Annotated in this window: 16 protein-coding genes; 1 reads left to right on the top strand and 15 read right to left on the bottom strand. The window is 34.8% G+C overall.

Annotated features, from left to right (window positions below; all coding sequences use genetic code 11):
* Window positions 1-106: 106 nt before the first annotated feature.
* The 12 genes from acpP to rimO all read right to left on the bottom strand — a co-directional run bounded on the left by acpP (window position 107) and on the right by rimO (window position 11,166).
* On the bottom strand, window positions 107-340 hold the full coding sequence (acpP, locus tag Ana3638_RS16555) for an acyl carrier protein (protein WP_161839024.1): 234 nt from the start codon (window positions 338-340) through the stop codon (window positions 107-109).
* Between the two features lie 21 nt (window positions 341-361).
* The gene (plsX, locus tag Ana3638_RS16550; RefSeq protein ID WP_161839023.1) at window positions 362-1,369 is read right to left on the bottom strand and encodes a phosphate acyltransferase PlsX; all 1,008 of its coding nucleotides are present in this window, start codon (window positions 1,367-1,369) and stop codon (window positions 362-364) included.
* Window positions 1,370-1,731: 362 nt separating this feature from the next.
* Window positions 1,732-2,511, bottom strand: a complete 780-nt coding sequence (locus tag Ana3638_RS16545) for a CheR family methyltransferase (RefSeq protein WP_161839022.1) — start codon at window positions 2,509-2,511, stop codon at window positions 1,732-1,734.
* Between the two features lie 44 nt (window positions 2,512-2,555).
* Complete coding sequence (gene rpsA, locus Ana3638_RS16540; protein WP_161839021.1) at window positions 2,556-3,650, bottom strand: 30S ribosomal protein S1; 1,095 nt, start codon at window positions 3,648-3,650, stop codon at window positions 2,556-2,558.
* Window positions 3,638-4,480 (bottom strand): 4-hydroxy-3-methylbut-2-enyl diphosphate reductase, encoded by an 843-nt coding sequence (ispH, locus tag Ana3638_RS16535; RefSeq protein WP_161839020.1) that lies wholly within the window; start codon window positions 4,478-4,480, stop codon window positions 3,638-3,640. The genes rpsA and ispH overlap by 13 nt, the downstream gene beginning before the upstream one ends.
* Complete coding sequence (gene cmk, locus Ana3638_RS16530; RefSeq protein WP_161839019.1) at window positions 4,477-5,160, bottom strand: (d)CMP kinase; 684 nt, start codon at window positions 5,158-5,160, stop codon at window positions 4,477-4,479. The genes ispH and cmk overlap by 4 nt, the downstream gene beginning before the upstream one ends.
* Before the next feature lie 136 nt (window positions 5,161-5,296).
* Window positions 5,297-6,541 carry a BaiN/RdsA family NAD(P)/FAD-dependent oxidoreductase gene (locus Ana3638_RS16525; RefSeq protein ID WP_161839018.1) on the bottom strand — a complete coding sequence of 415 codons (1,245 nt, stop codon included), beginning with the start codon at window positions 6,539-6,541 and terminating at the stop codon, window positions 5,297-5,299.
* A gap of 261 nt (window positions 6,542-6,802) precedes the next feature.
* Entirely contained in the window at window positions 6,803-6,961 is a 159-nt protein-coding gene (locus Ana3638_RS16520; RefSeq protein WP_161839017.1) for a hypothetical protein, read from the bottom strand.
* Window positions 6,962-7,127: 166 nt separating this feature from the next.
* Complete coding sequence (locus tag Ana3638_RS16515; protein WP_161839016.1) at window positions 7,128-7,454, bottom strand: hypothetical protein; 327 nt, start codon at window positions 7,452-7,454, stop codon at window positions 7,128-7,130.
* Between the two features lie 250 nt (window positions 7,455-7,704).
* Window positions 7,705-8,994: a competence/damage-inducible protein A gene (locus tag Ana3638_RS16510; protein WP_161839015.1), complete on the bottom strand. Its 1,290-nt coding sequence runs from the start codon at window positions 8,992-8,994 to the stop codon at window positions 7,705-7,707.
* A 228-nt stretch (window positions 8,995-9,222) separates the two neighbouring features.
* Window positions 9,223-9,765 (bottom strand): CDP-diacylglycerol--glycerol-3-phosphate 3-phosphatidyltransferase, encoded by a 543-nt coding sequence (gene pgsA / locus Ana3638_RS16505; RefSeq protein ID WP_161839014.1) that lies wholly within the window; start codon window positions 9,763-9,765, stop codon window positions 9,223-9,225.
* Window positions 9,766-9,792: 27 nt separating this feature from the next.
* Window positions 9,793-11,166 carry a 30S ribosomal protein S12 methylthiotransferase RimO gene (gene rimO / locus Ana3638_RS16500; protein WP_161839013.1) on the bottom strand — a complete coding sequence of 458 codons (1,374 nt, stop codon included), beginning with the start codon at window positions 11,164-11,166 and terminating at the stop codon, window positions 9,793-9,795.
* Between the two features lie 319 nt (window positions 11,167-11,485).
* On the opposite strand from rimO, the gene Ana3638_RS16495 reads away from it, so the two are divergent.
* Complete coding sequence (locus Ana3638_RS16495) at window positions 11,486-13,093, top strand: CvpA family protein (protein WP_161839012.1); 1,608 nt, start codon at window positions 11,486-11,488, stop codon at window positions 13,091-13,093.
* A gap of 117 nt (window positions 13,094-13,210) precedes the next feature.
* Here Ana3638_RS16495 and Ana3638_RS16490 read toward each other — a convergent pair whose 3' ends face one another.
* From Ana3638_RS16490 to Ana3638_RS16480, 3 genes are all read right to left on the bottom strand, one after another.
* Window positions 13,211-13,867, bottom strand: a complete 657-nt coding sequence (locus tag Ana3638_RS16490) for a hypothetical protein (RefSeq protein WP_161839011.1) — start codon at window positions 13,865-13,867, stop codon at window positions 13,211-13,213.
* Between the two features lie 18 nt (window positions 13,868-13,885).
* The gene (gene folD, locus Ana3638_RS16485; RefSeq protein WP_161839010.1) at window positions 13,886-14,725 is read right to left on the bottom strand and encodes a bifunctional methylenetetrahydrofolate dehydrogenase/methenyltetrahydrofolate cyclohydrolase FolD; all 840 of its coding nucleotides are present in this window, start codon (window positions 14,723-14,725) and stop codon (window positions 13,886-13,888) included.
* A gap of 125 nt (window positions 14,726-14,850) precedes the next feature.
* Complete coding sequence (locus Ana3638_RS16480) at window positions 14,851-17,145, bottom strand: hydratase (protein WP_161839009.1); 2,295 nt, start codon at window positions 17,143-17,145, stop codon at window positions 14,851-14,853.
* Between the last annotated feature and the right edge of the window lie 379 nt (window positions 17,146-17,524).

Here is a 17,524-nt window from a genome sequence, read left to right as displayed (position 1 = left end):
TAACTGGATTAATAAAACAAGTATATGAAAAACCCTTTCAAAAAGGCAAAGCTCCTGTAAACAAGAGCAAGGCCCTATTGAAAGGGCTTCAAATAAGTATAGTTACTTATTGGTTAAGTGCGTTTTTGATTTGTTCTACTGCATCTCCTACAGTAACGATATTCTCTGCTTCTTCATTGGCAATTTCAATATCAAATTCTTCTTCAATTCCCATAATGATTTGGAAAAGATCCAAGGAATCCGCTCCCAAGTCATCTACAAAGGTCGTTTCCATTGTAATTTCGTCTTCTTCCACGTTTAATACTTCACTGATTATTTTTTGTAATTTTTCAAATTCCATTCCTATCACCTTTCTTTGCCTTTATTCTTCTTGAATATTCATTCTAATTTTTTCGTTTATTTGTTGTTCTGTGAATGTAACACATTGAATGATTGAATTTTTAACTTCAACACTCTTGGAATTTCCATGGGTTTTAACTACCAGGCCATTTAAACCTAATAGCGGGGCTCCGCCATATTCGGATGCATCAAAGGATTTTAAAGTTTCTTTTAATGCCGGCTTACAAAGTAATGCACCAATTTTACTTTTGGTGGTACTCATTAATCCGGTTTTAATCTTACTGATCAAAGCACCGCCAAGGCCTTCATAAAGTTTAAGAATAACATTACCAACAAAAGCTTCACATACGATTACATCCGCAGCTCCGTTTGGTATTTCTCTGGCTTCAATACTACCGATAAAATTAATATCATTACAATTCTTAAGAAGCGGAAACGTCTCCTTAACCAGCATATTACCTTTTTCCTCTTCAGTACCAATATTAACAATTGCTACTCTTGGATTTTTAATACCAACAACATGTTCCATATAAATAGAACCCATCTTAGCAAATTGAACTAAATGTGTTGGTCTTGCGTCAACATTAGCTCCGCAGTCTATCAGCAAGGATACGCCATTCATCGTCGGCAGTAACGGAGCTAATGGAGGTCTTTCTACTCCTTTGATTCTACCAACAATAAATTGTCCTCCTACCAAAACTGCACCTGTACTTCCGGCAGATACGAACGCATCAGCTTCACCGCTTTTAACAAGATTCATTGCTACTACTATAGAAGAATCTTTTTTGCGGCGAATAGCCATAACCGGTGCTTCATCATTGGTAATAACGTCATCGGCGTTTACAATAACCAAGCGTTCCTTATCATAGTTATAGTTTTTTAACTCTTCCTTGATAACCGCTTCTTTTCCTACCAACAGCACCTTAATGTCTTTTCTTTCGTTAACTGCTTCTACCGTACCTTTTACAATTTGACCTGGAGCATTATCCCCACCCATTGCGTCAACTGCAATTCTTACATTTGTATCCATCGCCTACCCCCGTCTGCGCATTATTACATCTATACTGATTCATCTAAGTTCCCATTGCATTCGATTAAAGGTTAAATTGCTGTTAATATTCCACCTTTTTCCAATCCGCAAGATTCCTGTCAGTATCTATACACAATATACTAGATATTATTATAAAAATCAACCACAATTTATTAAAAAAAAATGATATTCCTGTGTCGGTACGAGGTCTTGCCAATAATTCATGATTTATTTCGTTTCTTAAATATAACCCAAAAAAGAATCTTCACCCATATGATATTGGTTGAAGATTCTTTAATCCAATTAAGTAAATACAATTTATTTACAATACATTAAAGAAAAATTAATATAATCAGATCCTGTTATATTTTTTTATAGAAGAAAGACTTATAGGTAGTAAACTGCAGATTCTGGGGCTGAATGATCTGTTCCGTACTGCCTACGAATAATATTGCATCTTTTTTTAAAGCCCCATTAAACTTTTTGTATATTTCATCTTTGGCTTCTTCCGTAAAATAGATTAAAACATTCCTACATATAATCAAATCACATTGGTTTGGATATGAATCTTTTAATAAGTCATGCTGTTTAAACTCCACACATGCTTTAACACTATCCAATATCTGGTAGGTACTGGTATTAACTTCACGAAAATATTTAGATATAAATTCCTGGGGAAGGCCTTTTAAACTTTTAATATTATATAAGCCTAATTTTGCTTTTTCCAGTACCTGTTTATCAATATCCGTCGCAATTATCTTGATACGGGAAAGAGGCATAAACTTGGATAAAAGCATAACCAGTGAATAAGGTTCATCCCCGGTCGAACAAGCAGCACTCCATATTTTTAAGCCATTGCCAAATCTATTAAATAAATATGGTAATACATCAGCTTCCAACAAATTCCACTGTTCGGGATTACGATAAAATTCTGATACATTAATGGTCAGATAATTGACAAATTCTTCGAGCATAACAGGATTCTTCTTTATCGTCTCTACATAAGCATTATAAGAAGTAATCTTATGTTTTGCGATTAATGCATCAATTCTTCGTTTCATTTGGCGCTCTTTATATGAATTTAAATCAATTTTGGTGATATGGTAAATCTGTTCCTTAAATACCTCATAATTATCTGCCAAATAGAAAAACTCCTTTTTCTTCTGTATTATCTTTAACCGGTTAATTATTCCTCTGTTGCAGGTTCACTTGCCTCAACTGATTCAGCAGTATCTTCCATTGCTTTTACGCTTAAGCTGATTTTCTTTTCATCATGATTAAAATCAACAACCTTAGCTGTTACCTCTTGCCCTACTTTAAGTACGTCAGATGGTTTTTCAACATGTTCTTTAGAAATCTGAGATACATGTAATAAAGCATCAACACCTGGTTCTAATTCAATAAACGCACCAAAATCAGTCATACGTGCAACTTTACCGGTAACAATGTTACCTACGGCATATTTCTCATCTGCTTTAAGCCAAGGATTAGCATCCTCAAATTTTAAGCTGAGGGCAATTTTTTCTCCTGAAATATCTTTGATAAGAACTTTTACCGTATCGCCTACCTTAAATACTTTCTTCGGATTCTCTACTCTGCCCCATGACATTTCAGATATGTGAAGAAGGCCGTCAGCACCGCCTAAATCAATGAATGCGCCGAAATCTGTAACATTCTTAACAACACCTTCCACTGTCATTCCTACGCTGATTCTTTCAAATAATTCTTTTTGCATTGCTTGTTTTTTCGCAACGATTAACTGCTTACGATCACCGATGATTCTTCTCTTTTTCGGATTAAATTCAGAAATTACAAATTCGATTTCCACTCCTGCATATTTTGCAAGGTTTTTCTCGTATCCGTCTGATACTAAACTTGCAGGTATAAAAATTCTTGTTTCATCAATAATAACACTTAAGCCGCCTTCTAAAACAGCAGCTACTTTTGCTTTTAATACTTCTTTATTATTAAAAGCTTCTTCCAGTCTCTTACTGCCTTTTTCCGCAGCTAATCTCTTGTAAGTTAAGAGAACTTGTCCTTCACCGTCATTCACCTTTAATACTTTAGCCTGCATTACATCGCCTTCTTTAACGAGTGTAGTTAAATCAGCATTTGGTGTATTGGTATATTCACTTCTGGTAATGATACCGTCTGCTTTGTAGCCTATATTTAATACGATTTCGTCTTCTTTTACACGTATTACAGTGCCCTCTACTACCTCTCCGTTTTGTATTGTTTTTAATGATTCCTCCAATAATTGTTCAAAACTCATTTCTGACATGCGGTATGAACCTCCTTGATAATATTGTTTGGGGTGGATGCCCCTGCTGTAATACCTACGCTACGAAAAGATTTGAGTTCCTCCAAATCCAGGTCTCTAAGTGTCTGTATATAGTAAGTATTTTCACATTCTAATTTAGATATTTCGTATAGCTTCCTGGTATTCGAACTATGCAAACCGCCGATTATAATCATAGCGTCAGATTCTTTAGCAAGCTGCCTTGCTTCCGTTTGACGCTCTTCGGTAGCATTACATATCGTATTTAAAACAATTATATCATAACCCTTTTTTGATATAATTTCAACTAAATCTTGAAAATTCTTGTAATTAAATGTCGTTTGGGATACAATACAGATCTTATCAACCCCAGTTAAATTCAAGTTTTCCGCTTGTTCGGCATTTTCAATTACTGTATAATTATTCGAACACCAGCCAATAATTCCTTCCACTTCGGGATGATTATTATTGCCGATTATAATGATGTGACGCCCTAATTCACTTTGTTCCTTAACTATTTTATGGATTTTTATTACAAAAGGACAGGTTGCGTCAACTGTTTTTAAACCCTGTTTTTCAATGATATCATAGATTTCCTTAGATACTCCATGAGAACGTATAATTATTGTACCCTCTGTAATGGATTTTAATTCTTCTATTGTATTAATGAGCCCAACACCTTTTGATGTTAAATCAGCTACAACTTCATCATTATGGATGATAGGTCCATAGGTATAAACTTTAGTACCTTTTTTTATTTCTTCATATACCACATCTACTGCACGTTTTACTCCAAAACAAAAGCCGGCAGTTTTAGCAAGTACTACTTTCATATTAGATCACCTTTGCATTTTTCTTTAAATAATAGAATTATTTTATCAATTACTTCATCTATTGTCAAATTGGAAGAATCGACAAGTACTGCATCTTCTGCCTGCCTTAAAGGTGATATTTCCCTGTTCATATCCTGTCTGTCCCTGTTTATGATATCAGCTTCGATATCATCTATATTACTTAAGATACCTTTTTCTTCTAATTCTTTCCATCTTCTGAATGCCCTTGTCTTTGAACTGGCTGTAAGAAATATTTTAAGATCAGCACTTGGTAATACAACCGTTCCGATATCTCTTCCATCCATAATTACATTAGAAGAAGAAGCCAAACTCTGCTGCAGTTCAACCATCTTTTTTCGTACGGTATTATATCTGGCTACTACGGATGCATTCTTTCCCACTTCTTCGTCACGAATGAAAGCAGTAACATTTTCGCCGTTTAACTTTACCTGCTGTAATCCGTCTATGTATTCAATTGTAATTTTTATAAGACTGCAGGCTTTTGATACCGCCTCTTCATTTTCAGTAGATATACCCTGTCTCATCATGGATAAGGCCATTGCCCGGTACATAGCCCCTGTGTCAACATAAATATATTGTAATTTTTTTGCGATATTTTTTGCTATCGTACTTTTACCCGCTCCGGCAGGTCCGTCAATCGCTATATTATAATTTTTCATAATTGTCCTCCTGTATATACGAGTATTTATCTCAAGTATATTTACTAATTAATTTACTCTGACTTACATTTACTTATTACACGATACCGTATCTTACCTGTATCTTTATATCTGTTTATATCATTATACGTTTTTTTTATACGGCACTGCCTGCGGAATAAGCGGTAGACCATGCTATTTGTAAATTAAACCCTCCGGTTAATGCATCCAGATCCAATACTTCACCGGCAAAATAAACACCGGAGATTAATTTTGATTCCATTGTGGATGGATTTATTTCTTTTACCTGAATTCCACCCTTGGTGATAACCGCCTCATTATAATCTCTTAAGCGTGTTATATGAAATTCCATCCCTTTCAATAAATCTACCAAACGGCTTCTTTCTTCTTTCGTAATTAAATTAACCTTTTTTTCCGGGTCAATTTTACTTAATGCTATTATAACTTGAATTAGCTTACGTGGCAATAGTTGATCTAACGCATTCTTATATTGTTTATTGCTAAATTCATCAAAATCCCTTAAAATTCTGGTATCTAATTGTTCCTTTGACAGGGCCGGTTTTAAATCAATGGAAAGGACTAAATCTTTATTTTCCATATATGAGATGCAATAACTGCTGGCACTTAATATTACCGGACCGCTTACTCCAAAATGAGTAAAAAGAAGTTCTCCAAAATCGGAATAAATTTCTTTATTTTTGGACGTAATCCTGATATGAATATTTTTTAAGGATAGTCCCTGTAATTCTTTTACGGTACTAACCTCAGCCACATTCATCGGCACTAAGGATGGATATAATTTGGTGACAGAATGCCCCATTTCTTTAGCAAACCGATATCCGTCACCGGTTGAGCCGGTTGCCGGATAGGATAAACCGCCCGTTGCTATAATTACTTTATCACCATGGATCATTTCAGGATTATTTTTAATTTTTACTCCGCAAAAGGAGTTATCCTTAAGTATTATCTCAGAAGCTTCACAGTTATATCTGATATCAACTCCAAGCTGTTTTAATTCTTTTAATAAAACAGCAAGTACATCCGAAGATTTATCCGATTCCGGGAATACACGGTTGCCTCTTTCAATTTTCGTTTTTAATCCAATTTCTTCAAAAAAATTAATTACATCAAAATTACTATAGGAATAAAATGCACCATATAAGAACTTAGGATTGGTAACAACATTTTGAAATAAATCATCCATATCACAGGCATTGGTAAGGTTACATCTTCCTTTGCCGGTGATATACAGTTTTTTACCCAACTTTTCATTCTTTTCCAATAAAATAACCTGGTTTTTGTTTCTCGCTGCAAATATAGCAGCCAGCATTCCTGCAGCACCACCGCCTACTACGATAACCTTTTTATTATTTACATTCATACTATCATCTCCTGATTTATAGTGCCTTTAGGCCCGGATTCAGCTTCGAAATTCACACCAAATGTACAGCATGTAAAAATAATTTTTATTTCTTAATTACCTAAAATATACCTAACTTAATAATATAAGGAAAGAATCCTAATCCTTATTAATTAAAGAATCAGAATTCTTCCAGATTCGTTTGAACTGCTTATATGAAACAATTACATAAATGATTGAATTGCTATTACCTATGTTACCCTGCATAATAAAAATTATTTACTATTTCGTTTTACTGTTATCCAGATATACTTCATTTAAGCCATAGGCAAGATGTCCGGATTCATATGCCTGACCTTCCACTCTAAAAATGACCTTTGGATAATCCGGTAAATTATCTACGAGGCTTTGCGCAATGGCATCCAATATGGTCTTCTCCAAACCACTTCCAACATTCGTTAAAGGGGCTGGTCCAATTTAAAATTCACAATTACCGTATCCTGTTTTGTTTCGACAGAATCGATCCCAACAGTAATAAGTCTGTCCGCCAATGAATCTGCCACAAGATCAATGATTAACTCCGGTGTAATTTCACTGTTTTCCGGAACTAAAGCAACGACAGCTTCAACCCCTGGGTGTCTTTATTAATCGTATAGATAGATACTTCCTTTGTCGCAACCCGTTCTACTGTCGCTGATTCGTCTGTCGCTGGTTCAACCGTTTCAGAGTCCTGTGACTTCGTTATTTCGTCTGTATTACTTTCTTCCGTCAGCACGTCCGTATCAACTGACTGGCTATTTTCAATGGTCTTTTTACCATCAATATTTGTATTTTCCAATATTTGCTTGTCTGATTTTAAACTACACCCATTTGCAGCAATAAACATAGAAAATGTAGTGATAAATAAAATTCGTTTTAAATAATTATGCCTCATAACCATCACTCCTGACTGAAATACTGATTCCTTTTGCTTATAAAAAATAGCTAGCTTGATAATGCCAATTTAGAAATATTATAAAATCACAATTCATAATAAATATAATATTCATTAACTATGTCATTTTATGTTAAAACATGGGTAATTTAAAGGTCTTTTTCAAGTTACTGATCTTTTACCATGAGCTTTTTTATTCAGTAAATAATCAAGGATTGATAAAAATTATAATTCTATTTTCCAAATATTCTTATATTCCATACTCTTCCATAATTGCATTTCTAAGAAGATCCAAAGCATAAATTACGGTTAAGTCTCTTATTTTTTGACGATTACCTTTTAATCTGCATTCCTTTACACGAATTTTTCCATTTACAGTACATCCAATATATACAAGTCCTACTGGTTTTTCTTCCGTCCCACCATCCGGACCGGCTATGCCTGTTACGGCAAGTGAAGCATTACTTTCGGATACGGATGCGGCTCCCTGCGCCATTTCAGCCGCAGTTTCTTTGCTTACCGCTCCATATTTCATTAAGGTCTGTGCACTGACTTTCAGATACTTTTGCTTAGCCTCGTTGGAATATGTGATAAACCCTTCTCCTAAAACAGCAGAAGCTCCGGGTACATTAACAATTCTTCCGGCAATTAATCCCCCTGTACAGGATTCTGCCGTGGTTAACCTGATATGATGTTTCGCTAACATAGAGACAACAACATCTTCCAAATTCTCGCTTTCATCAGTAGTATAGATTGCTGTTGTGAATCTTCTCTTTAATTCATCAACCAGTGGTTTCACCAGTAATTTGCCATTTTCCTCACTATCTGCAGCTGCTGTTATTCTTATATGAACTTCTCCGTTTTTAGCATAAGTAGCAATGGTTGGATTTGTCTGCTGTTCAATTAAATCCTGCACCATAATTTCTGCCTTACTTTCGCCGATACCACATATTTTAACCATCTCAGAATAAAGAATACCCGGCTGTAATTTTCTTAAAAAGGGAATGATATCACTTTCAAACATAGGAATTAATTCATTAGGAGGTCCCGGCAGCAATATAATCACTTTGTTATTATATGGATTCATATGGCTGACAACATCATTTGACTCATCCGTTTTAACGATCAGCCCGGGAGCAGTACCATTATGGTTATCAATTACCAGAGAACCTTCTATAATTAATGCCTGCTTCCAATTATTTTCGGGAATAGCATCAAATTTTCTGTCCTTAAAATATTTCATGATTCTTTCTTTAGAGCGAGCATCCTCAATGAGATTTCTTTGCAAGACTTTTGCTGTTACCTCTTTTGTCAAATCATCTTTGGTTGGTCCCAACCCCCCGGTTAAAATAACAATATCCGAACGGGATAAGGCCATATTCAAAGTCTGACTTAACCTGTCTTCATTATCTCCCACAGATACCTGATAAAAATTTGATATCCCCAGTTCTGCGCATTTAACTGCCAGGTAATTGGCATTGGTATTAACAATATTACCAAGCAGTATCTCAGTACCAACACTAATGAATTCTGCTATCATATTTTACACCTCTTGCATATCACAGACCGTTCTGCGATAGTACCACAATATAAAAATGCAAAAAAATTATATTGCGGTAACCTTTCTTTTATATAGTTTCATTAATTTAGCTTCTTTAATTTAGCTTCTTATATATCTCTTTTATTGTTTTCTTTATTATTTTTTGTATATATTCTTTAATATATTATCTTTCATTCCATCTTGTATATTATCTTTCATTCCATCTTTTTATCTTTTATTCTCTGATAAAACCTTCCTATTTTTATATAGATAATCCACTAAGGAAATTATGGTTAATATCAGGGATAAATAGATAAATATTTGCTCCAATACATTAAAAACAGGCAAATTAAAATTGATGATTAATAAAACCGACATAATCATCTGGGCAGTTGTTTTGAATTTAGCAATATAACTTGCTGCTATAACTACACCGTTATCCGATGCCACTAGTCTGAATCCGCTGATAATAAATTCTCTTGATATAATGACAATGATAATCCAGGCAGGAACCAGTCCTAATTCTACAAAACATATCAAAGCTGCGGATACTAATAACTTATCAGCCAAAGGATCCATAAATTTTCCGAAATTAGTCACCAAGTGATATTTCCTTGCCAGATATCCGTCTAGAGCATCCGTTAAACAAGCGATAACAAAAATTGCCGCAGCAATATAGTTACCATAAGGGATATTTGGTACTAAATAAACAATCAGAAATAACGGAATCATAAATACTCTAGCAATTGTAATTTTATTTGGTAAATTCATGAAAACACCCTTTCTCCCATTGGGATTTTATAATAATTCTCCGATTAAATCATACTCTTTTGCATCGGTTACTAAAACATCAACAAAATCACCGGATATTAATTCGCCCCGGGCCTGAACGAAGATATATCCGTCCACATTTGGAGCATCCATATAAGTCCTTCCTATATAAACGGACCCGTTTTCCATTAATGGCTCCTGCTTTTCCGATGATTGATCAGACATAGCATCTTCAGGTAACTTTCCCTCAATCAAAACTTTTAATTTCTTTCCAATCATATCCTTTGCATGTTCAAAAGCGATATTTTGCTGCAATTCCATTATTTCTGCCTGTCTGCGCTTTTTAATGTGTTTATGGATCTGGTTTTTCAATTTAGCCGCAGGCGTATCATCTTCTTTCGAATAAGTAAATACACCTAACCGGTCAAATGCCATATCCTTTACAAATTCTTTTAGTTCTTCATGATCCTCTTCTGTTTCTCCCGGAAAACCAGTAATTAAAGTAGTTCTAAGAGCAATATCAGGAATCTTATTCCGAAGTTTGGTAATAATCTGAATTAATTCTTCTTTGTTGGTTCTTCTTCCCATTTTCTTTAAAATAGTATCACTGGCATGCTGTATTGGCATGTCAAGATAGTTGCATATTTTATCTTCTGTTCGGATTACTTCTATTAATTCATCTGTAATTTCTTCCGGATATGAATAAAGAATTCTAATCCAGTTTAAGCCCTCTATTTTACATAATTCTTTCAGTAACTTAGGAAGCGCTTTTTCTTGATAAATATCTTTTCCATATAGAGTAGTTTCCTGTGCTACTAAAATTAATTCCTTAACACCGCCCCGTACCAGGCTTTCTGCTTCTTTCATCAGCCGTTCCATGGGTACACTTCTATAGTTTCCCCTGATCTTTGGAATAATACAGTAAGTACAGTGTTTATCGCATCCTTCCGCTATTTTTAAATAGGAAAAATAACCTCCGGTTGTATTAATTCTTTCCGTATTTACAAATGAAATTTCTTCCGGTTCTTTTATAGATACTGTTTTTTCACCTTCCATTATACGTTCAATCACATTTACGATTTCATTATAACTGGAAGTTCCCAAAATAGCATCCACTTCACTGATTTCTTTTTGAATATCCTCTTTATATCTCTGACCCAAACAACCGGTTACAATTAAACCTCTCAGTTTTCCGGTTTTTTTATATTCGGCCATCTCTAAAATGGTGTTAATACTTTCTTCCTTGGCATCATTTATAAAACAACAGGTATTTACTACAATGATATCTGCTTCTTTCTCATCGTTAGTAATCTGATAACCCTTTTCACGTATTAAACCTAACATAACCTCACTGTCCACTAAATTTTTATCACAACCTAGTGAAACAAATAATATATTCATGTGTACCTCCAAATAATATAGTAAAAATATTTTTAAATATTTAATGATCCTTTAATCATCCCACATCTTATGAAACACAAATATAAGTATTTATACTTATACACATGGTTGTCGTAGAGGTGCTCTGCATTACTTATTTAAAAAATATCATCCCTGACATTTTAACAGTTTTTATATAAAAAGGAAACTATTATTTTCAATTCCTATTGGATTAAAATAAAATCACCAATTTCTAATCTATTTATAATTGACATTTACATTGGTTTTGTTATGATAATAGCATGCAAGGAAAGATTGGAGATTGGAAACGGAGGAAATTATGAAAAAGTTTTTAAAAATCTTTATACCTATTATTATATTATTGATTGCTGCGTATATTTACTATTATATCACATTACCTGCAGTTAATATCCATTCTCCCGGATTTTGGTTTTTTATTATTGGTGCCCTGGTTGTAATCTGTATCATAATCGGCTTAATTACAGCTAATCCGGGAAGTACCTTATACCGGGGATCAGTTTTCAAAAATAAGCTGTTTACTTTCATATTTGGGTTAACAGTAATCGTTGTATTGGTTTATATTATAGGAAGTATCTTATCTTCTCCAATGATCAATGCGAAAAAGTACCAGCAGATGTTGAAAATTAACGATGGTAATTTTACGGAAGATATAAAAGAAATATCCTTTAATAAAATACCTATCCTGGATAAAGACTCCGCCGCGCTGTTAGGGTCCAGAAAAATAGGCAGTATCGTGGAATATGTGTCCCAGTTTGAGGTTGGCAATAACTATACCCAGATTAATTTTAAAGGTGTTCCTACAAGGGTTACTCCTTTGCAATACGGAAGTTTCTTTAAATGGATTACCAACCGTTCCGAAGGGATCCCGGCTTATATGCAGATTGATATGACGACCCAGGAAGTTAATCTGATGAAATTAACCAAAGGGATTCATTATTCGGAATCCGAATATTTCGGAAGAAATATTCACCGTTATTTACGTTTTAACTACCCTACCTATATTTTTGATACCATTAATTTTGAGATTGATGATGAGGGTATTCCATACTGGATCTGTCCTGTTAAAGATTATACGATCGGATTATTCGGCGGACAAACCGTCGGCAGAGTTGTGATGGTAAATGCAATTACGGGTGAATTTAAAGATTATGCGGTATCTGACGTGCCCAAATGGGTCGACAGGGTTTTTTCTGCTGAATTGTTAATTTCGTTATACGATTATTACGGAACTTTAAGACATGGGTATTGGAATTCCGTATTCAGCCAGAAAGATGCATTACAGACCACCGATGGATATAACTATATAGCTTTAGAAGACGATGTCTGGGTATATACCGGTGTAACCAGTGTTGCAAGAGATGAATCCAATGTAGGTTTTGTTCTTATGAATCAACGAACCGCAGAAACACGTTTTTATGCTATATCCGGGGCGGAAGAATATTCTGCCATGGCTTCAGCCGAGGGTCAGGTACAACATCTGGGTTATAGGGCCACTTTTCCGCTTTTACTTAATATCGGAGGTGAACCTACTTATTTTATAGCTTTAAAAGACGCCGCCGGTCTGGTTAAAAAATATGCTATGGTTAATATATCCCAATATCAGATTGTAGCTATAGGTGATACGGTTAATGAATGCGAAAAAATATATCTGGAATTAATGAAATCCAATAATATTAATGTGAAAGATTCGTCTAAGTTTCCGAAAATCACCGGTACTATCACAAAAATTGCAGAGGGTGTTGTAGACGGCAATTCCCATTATTATATACTGCTAAATAGCAGCGATGCGATCTTTGATGTTGAAGTAGTTAATTTCATCAATATCATAAAATATAATGTAGGTGATACAATAAGTTTCTCATATTCAGAAGGAACGGAATCCAATACCGTACTTGGAGTTGAATAAATTTGTTATTTGAAGCGGTTGTAGCTTTTGATTAGATTAAAGCCTGTTATTGACCATATTAGATTAATAGTATGGTCCGTAACAGGCTTTTCTACCGGTTATTTTTAATTTTATCTTTTATACCTGGAAAGATTTTATACGGGAATAATAGTTTTTTATTTTCTGAACATAAAATTGAAAAGGAATTTTCTTCTTATTACTATATTTACTCATTTTTTCCGGATGCTCATAATCTCCCACAAAAGAAGACTTAATATAATGTTTTATACATTTCATATCCCTCGTTTTATTTAAGTTTCTAAGACCTAAATCAAGGTTTTTTCTTATTCGAAGCATTGCTTTACTATGATCAATCGTTGTAACCAATTTGCCATCCTGAAAAATAAGTTCCCAAACAACTTTATAGCTATAACATGGAACCTCATCTTCTGACCCATAATTTTTTATCAAGTTATTCCCAATAACGACTGCGCCGCTGAATTTAATCGGTGTCATAATATTATTATACTGTACTGTTTCAGGCCCCTTTTCAGAATAAAAAGGTTCCGGCTTAATACCGTTTATAACAGGATATCCTATGTCTCCGGTTATTATTAAATTCTTTAAATACAATTGATACTCTTTTATTTCAAAGTCAGAGTTGTATCTGAAGTTCGGATCATTTGACCATATTGGTGATATACCAAAGTTATCCGGTTTAAAAATGGATTTCATTTCACATTTTAATATTAAAAAAGTCGATTCATCAGAAATTATAGTATCTTTCGTATCCATACTTCATCTCCTCTTCTATTATTTCCGGATACTTTCTACACAATTATTCATAAGCATGGCTATGGTCATAGGCCCAACGCCTCCTGGAACAGGGGTAATGGCACTAACATGATCAACTGTATCATTAAAATCCACGTCACCACATAACTTGTTGTTTTCATCGCGGTGAATACCAACATCTATAACAACGGCTCCCTCTTTTATATAATCCTTATTAATAAATTTAGGTTTACCGATTGCTACAATTAATATGTCTGCACGTCTCGTTACTTCCTGTAAATTTTTTGTCCTGGAATGGCATATGGTAACAGTACCATTTTCACGTAATAATAAAAAAGCCATAGGTTTTCCAACGATATTGCTTCTTCCGATAATAACACATTCTTTTCCTTCTATTTCGATACCGGAGCGTTTTAATAATTGTATTACACCGGAGGGCGTACAGGAAACAAAACCTTTTTGACCAATACTTAAGGCACCGACACTTTGAGGATGGAATCCGTCAACATCTTTTTCCGGTACGATAGTCTGTATAACCAAATCTTCATTAATATGCTTTGGTAAAGGCAGCTGAACTAAAATGCCATTGACATCCTCTCTTAAGTTCAGCTCTTTGACCAAATCCAAAAGTTCAGTTTCTGTTGTCGCTTCCGGAAGCTCATACGCCAAAGAACGAATTCCTATATATTCGCAAGCTTTCTTTTTGTTTCCTACATATACACTGGAAGCCGGATCATTACCCACCTGTATCACCGCAAGGGTAATCTGGATTCCCTGGGATTTGTAAACGGATACTTTTTCTTTTAATTCATCTTTAATATCCTGGGAAATTTTTTTACCGTCAATAATCAATGCCATTCTAACACACCTAACCTTTCCGTTTCGATTAATAATGGGAGTTGCTTTGTTGATTATTTGCAGCGGCAAATTGGCAGCAACCCCCATTTCATAATATTGCAAAAACCTAACTCAATATAGATCAATTATTCATTATTTATATCACGATAGTAGTTTATTAAACATCCTTTTTCAATGATTACTCTTTCATCATCCGTTAATTCGCCGAGTTTTAGAGTAAATTCTTTCATATCCTTATTAACTACGTATGCTTTGATTTCAGAGATTTTATCGGTAACGGCCTTTTTAATGTCTTTAATAAATATAAAGTCTCCGTTTTCAAACGGTAACTCTTCCGTAAATAGGAAAGGCAGCATACCCCAGTTTATTAAGTTGGAGCGGTATCTCTTAGTCGCATATTCTTTCGCAATATTGGCTAACCCGCCGAGAACTTTCTGGCAGCTTGCTGCCTGTTCCCTCGCAGAACCATCTCCCGGTTTAACTGCATAAATAACGCTTCCGATTTCAGTAGATTTTTCATCAATCTGGAATTTGGTATTAATTTTATCAAAAATTCCTTTTATTTCTATATTGGAATTAAAGATATCTTCACCTTTTATTCTTGCTTTCTCTGCTTTTTGTATTTCTTTCGCACGTCCCACATAGGCAGGATCTTTTCTGGATAAGGTAAATTCCGCAAGACCTAAAGGATTAGAGCGGTATGAAGATGTCTCTCCTGACGGAATTAATTCGTCCGTTGTAGTAACCGGATCATGTATAACAGAGACAACTTTTAATACCATATCATCGGTTAAATTTGCCATAGCCGGCCAGTCAACAATACCAGGTCCAAACTTAACTTCCGCATCAGGGTCCGGTCTGCCTGTTCCGTCATATACACGGTTTTCATATATCTTACTGTCAAAGAAGTATTTCGGTTTTGTAAATTCCACATCTATGTTTTCTGCAGAAGTTAAATAACCTTTGTTAGCAGCTGTTGCCGCAATGGATTTGGCATCCATTAAAGCTACGGATGCAATTTGTCCGTTGGTAACCTTGGAACCTTCTCTGTTCGGGAAGTTTCTGGTGGAATGGCGGATACTTAAGCCATTATTGGACGGAACGTCTCCTGCTCCAAAACAAGGTCCGCAGAAAGCGGTACGGATCGTCGCACCTGTCTCCATTAACTTAGCTATCACGCCGTTTTTCACCAATTCCATGAAGATAGGCTGGCTCGCCGGATATACGCTTAAGGAGAATTCATCCGCTCCGATATATTTACCATTTAAAATGTCTGCAGCATCACATATGTTTTCAAAACCACCGCCGGCACATCCGGCAATAATACCCTGGTCGATGTACAATTTACCGTTTCTGATTTTATCTCTTAGTGTGTATTTAATATTATTATTACCAAGGCTGATTAAAGCTTTCTTTTCAACTTCTTCTAATATATCGGAAAGATTAGCATTGAGGTCATCAATCGTATAAACATTGCTTGGATGGAAAGGCATTGCAATCATAGGTTTGATTTCTGATAAATCCACATAAATCATACCGTTGTAATAAGCAACTTTCTTAGGTTTTAATTCCTTATATTCTTCCGGTCTGTTATGGATCTCATAAAATTCCTTAACCGCATCATCCGTAATCCAGATGGAGGAAAGACAAGTCGTTTCCGTTGTCATAACGTCGATACCGATACGGTAATCCACACTGAGGTTTTTCACACCATCACCGATAAATTCCATAACCTTATTATTTACATAACCGCCCTCAAATACGGCGCCGATAATTGCTAAAGCTACATCCTGCGGTCCCACACCTTTCCTTGGTTTGCCGGTTAAATAAACACCAACAACTTCCGGCATATTAATATCGTAGGTTCTGGATAGAAGCTGTTTTACTATTTCAGGTCCACCCTCTCCCATTGCCATGGTACCTAATGCACCATAACGGGTATGGCTGTCAGAACCTAAAATCATCTTACCGCCGCCGGCAAGCATTTCACGGGCATACTGATGAATAACTGCCTGATGAGGAGGAACATATACACCGCCATACTTTTTCGCACAGGATAAGCCAAACATATGATCATCTTCATTAATGGTACCGCCTACGGCGCATAAACTGTTATGACAGTTGGTAAGTACATAGGGAACAGGGAATTTCTCAAGTCCGCTTGCTCTAGCTGTTTGTATGATACCAACAAATGTTATGTCATGAGAAGTTAATTTATCAAATTTAATCTTTAGTTTTTCCATATTACCGGATGTATTGTGAGCTTTTAAGATATCATATGCCAATGTATTTTGTGCAGCTTCTTCCTTGGAACAGGCCTCACCAATTTTAGCTTTAAGCAGCTCTGCAGATGTTTCTTTTTCATCAATTATCTCATTGCCATTTAATACATAGGCACCTTTTTCATATAATTTAATCATATTTCTTATCTCCTTCTGTGGCTTTTTGCTCCTATGGTATAAAGTTTCACACTGCTCTTTATTAAAAGTTACCGGGATTCAGTAACAATTTTAATTAGAAAATTCTAACCTGTATCAAATTAAAATTAACATGTCATCCATAATGATAATATTTATGGAAGAAATAATCAAGATTTTTTTGATTTTTTATAAAATAATTCACTCAAAATGTATATATATGCAAATATTTGATTTATATAAATCAAATATACTCTTATAGTAAAAGCTTACATATTTTTACTTAAGGGAAGTGAACAAAATAAATTAAGGGAAGTTACTTGCTTCCCTTAATTTATTTATGGTTAATTCTATTATATTCTCTTACTTTTACTGCAAATTC

It is taken from the genome of Anaerocolumna sedimenticola (genome assembly GCF_009931695.1).
Lineage (GTDB): Bacteria > Bacillota > Clostridia > Lachnospirales > Lachnospiraceae > Anaerocolumna > Anaerocolumna sedimenticola.
This window is presented reverse-complemented; position numbering and strand designations above follow the sequence as displayed.